Origin of the sequence: Psychrobacter sp. (assembly GCF_035469765.1) — a bacterium.
Taxonomy (GTDB): Bacteria; Pseudomonadota; Gammaproteobacteria; order Pseudomonadales; family Moraxellaceae; genus Psychrobacter.
Window position 1 is genome coordinate 1 of the sequence record NZ_DATIRM010000234.1, and the last position, 3,038, is coordinate 3,038.

Genomic DNA, 3,038 nt, shown 5'->3' on the forward strand with positions numbered 1-3,038 from the left:
TTTCTTCTAAGCTCTTCAATGATCCAATGATCAAGAACGTTTTAGAATCATAAGCACGTTGAGTAATTAACTCTTCATTATCATCGTAAAGCTCTTCTTGTTCTGGTGGTGTTTCAAAAAGTATGCTGGCATCAGACGTAGCCATAATTGATGTAAAAGAACATCAAATCAAACACTTTAAAATGATTGTCGAGCTTTTTTGAGAAGCAACAAGTCTTTCTGACGGCTCGTCTTAATCGGTGTCTAAGGCGACAGTTATTACCCTCTATACCTATGGTATGCTGTTTGCCAACCTGTTTGTGATCATCTTTAAAGGCCGTTATAAAGCTGTCCCAGTTATCCATGCTAATAGAGCCATAGCTGACTTTAAGCTGCTTAAGACGTGCTCTTAACTTCTTAGCCGTTTTTAAGTCACGCTTGCCCCAGACATAAGCGACAATCTCATTAGTAGCACGGTCATAAGCATAGATGAGCCAGACTTTACGTTTCTTGCGGTACACGTAAGTCCAAAACTCATCAACCTCTAAGCGTTCATAGTACTGCTTCTTAGGCGCAATCTCATAAACCGATGAGCCTATGGTGCTGAGCACTTTACCAATACTAACTGAGATCATAACGGCTATGTCTCTGATGCCACAGCCTCGAGCGGTCATCAGTCGTATTCGGTCTTCTATTTTCGAATGACAGCCTTGGTAGGTTAAGGCATGGTCTCCAATGAATTGACGTTTACAGTCTTTGCATTGGTAGTTCTGCTTGCCATAGATTTTTATACCGTTTTTCTTTAGACTAATACTGTGACAGTCGGGGCAGCTGATATCTATTTGTGTCTTCATAACCTCAAATATAGCATCTTGTTTTGGCTGTCACCCTCCTTTTATTTCCTCAGCATACTTTTTGATACACCACCAAAACGTTTATAGCAACTCTTAAAACAGCTTAATAATTCGACCACTATAGCGCTCATAGCTCATATGGTTGTAACGAAGTGTTTAATTTTATAGATTCATAGTAAATACTACATATACATCTTTTATATGGTTGATATAAACACCATCAAAAACAGCCTGACATAATTTGGGAGTTCCCTAATTATGTCAGGCTAGCAATTTACCATCGTTTTCTAATTGGAAATATTATTGCTCTAATCATCTATATGGACGGGTTTGGCTTTTGCCATATTTTTGATGCTAAAACGCTCATTCATCATCTGATAAAAGCGCGCAAGATTATCGCCCTGCTCATTAGGATTGACTTGAAGGACTTTGCCAAAATCTAAACCCAAATACAAAACGATATCAGCAAAACTTAATTGATCACCCACTAAGTAATCATGACCTGTTAAAGCATTTTCAAAATAAGGTAATGCTTTAACAGCGCGAGCGATAGACGGCGCCACAAACTCTGGCACTTGTTCAACACGCTGAGCCTTAGATGGATGGCTATGTTGAAACGCCAACATAAAATTATACAGCACTTCAAACTCAGCAATGCGGCGCATAGAACACACTTGTGCACGTTGTATCACATCATTACCCATCACCGAACGCTCACCATAAACACGGTCTAGGTACTCACATACTGCCTGCGAATCATTGAGTATGGTTCCATCATCCAGTTTCAATACCGGCACTGTCTGCATTGGATTCATCTTGGTAAACTCATCGGACATCTGTTGATTGGCAGAAAAATCAATATCGACCACATCTAGGTCATCCATATCATCGACATTAATACCTTTTGAGGCTAGTAATATAAGGGCTTTACGTGGATTTGGCGCCGTACGTGTGACATATAATTTTTTCATAGCAAACTCCTTGTAAGATGAGATCAAAGCGACTCAGCGCTAATAAGCTTTATTATGATTATTGCAGATAGCGTATGGATAAGATTATCAATGCGCTAGACAACAGTTATAGCTTACTCTGCTTATCATAGCAAAACCTTAACGATGGTTTTTATAATAAAAGTAAAAAACCCCATAACATTAAGTTATAGGGCTTATAAATTTCAATCATTTACAAATACCAGATACGCTTACTTTATTTGTTAGGTGCTGGCGTGGTACGCAAATACGGCTTGATTTCTGTATGACCTTTTGGATATTTGGCAGCGATATCTTCGTTTTTAACGCTTGGTGGAATGATAACGTCGTCGCCCTCTTTCCAATCTACTGGTGTTGCAATGTTGTATTCATCAGACAATTGCAGCGCATCAATCACGCGAATGATTTCGTCAAAGTTACGACCACAGCTTGCAGGATAGGTCAGCGTTAAGCGAATCTTTTTGCTTGGATCAATAATAAAGACGCTACGTACGGTATGGGTGCTATCTGCATTTGGGTGCATCATGTCATATAGCTCAGCGACTTCTTTATTAGGGTCAGCGATGATTGGGAAGTTTAGCGCAGTACCTTGAGTCTCACCGATGTCTTTTGCCCACGCATGGTGGTCATCTATACCGTCAACAGAGATACAAATTGGCTTCACACCGCGCTTTTGGAACTCGCCATTTAGCGCAGCAGCACGACCAAGCTCAGTGGTACATACTGGGGTGAAATCTGCTGGATGTGAGAAGAAAACCACCCAGTTGTCGCCCGCCCATTCGTGAAAATTGATATCACCTTCAGTAGTGGTTGCATCAAAGTTTGGTGCGGTATCGCCTAAACGTAAATGTGCCATGCTTGATTCCTTATTTATGATTGTGGTGAGCGCTACTATCGAATGCTACTGACGCGCTCTATTATTATCAACGACATGCTCAGCAGTTAAAATTCCATCCAAGCATATCAGCAAACAACTCACTTTATCTTAACAAACTGGTTATGAATATCTTGTGACGGATTGTAATGCACTTATTCCGTTTATTACTAAGTGGACAAGTTTATCGTTAGTAGAATAACTAAATCACCAGTCCTGAATCCCACAGACAAAACTCACCAAATTTACCACGCTTACTGGTACCACCTGCAGCACGTCCAGCATCTGTTAATAACAACTCCCCTTCTTGCTCTTGCAAGTATCCCGCTGCCAGTAATTTAT

General features: G+C 40.4%; 3 protein-coding genes. All 3 read right to left on the minus strand.

Annotation, left to right across the window (positions count from 1 at the left end; all coding sequences use genetic code 11):
* Nucleotides 1–131: 131 nt before the first annotated feature.
* On the minus strand, nucleotides 132–833 hold the full coding sequence (locus VLN09_RS06630; protein ID WP_325244860.1) for an IS1 family transposase: 702 nt from the start codon (nucleotides 831–833) through the stop codon (nucleotides 132–134).
* Between the two features lie 308 nt (nucleotides 834–1,141).
* Nucleotides 1,142–1,804, minus strand: coding sequence for a glutathione S-transferase family protein (locus VLN09_RS06635; RefSeq protein WP_325244862.1), 663 nt, complete (start codon nucleotides 1,802–1,804; stop codon nucleotides 1,142–1,144).
* Nucleotides 1,805–2,039: 235 nt separating this feature from the next.
* A complete protein-coding gene (locus tag VLN09_RS06640) occupies nucleotides 2,040–2,678 on the minus strand; it encodes a peroxiredoxin (protein WP_325244863.1) in 639 nt (212 codons plus the stop codon).
* Nucleotides 2,679–3,038: the final 360 nt, after the last annotated feature.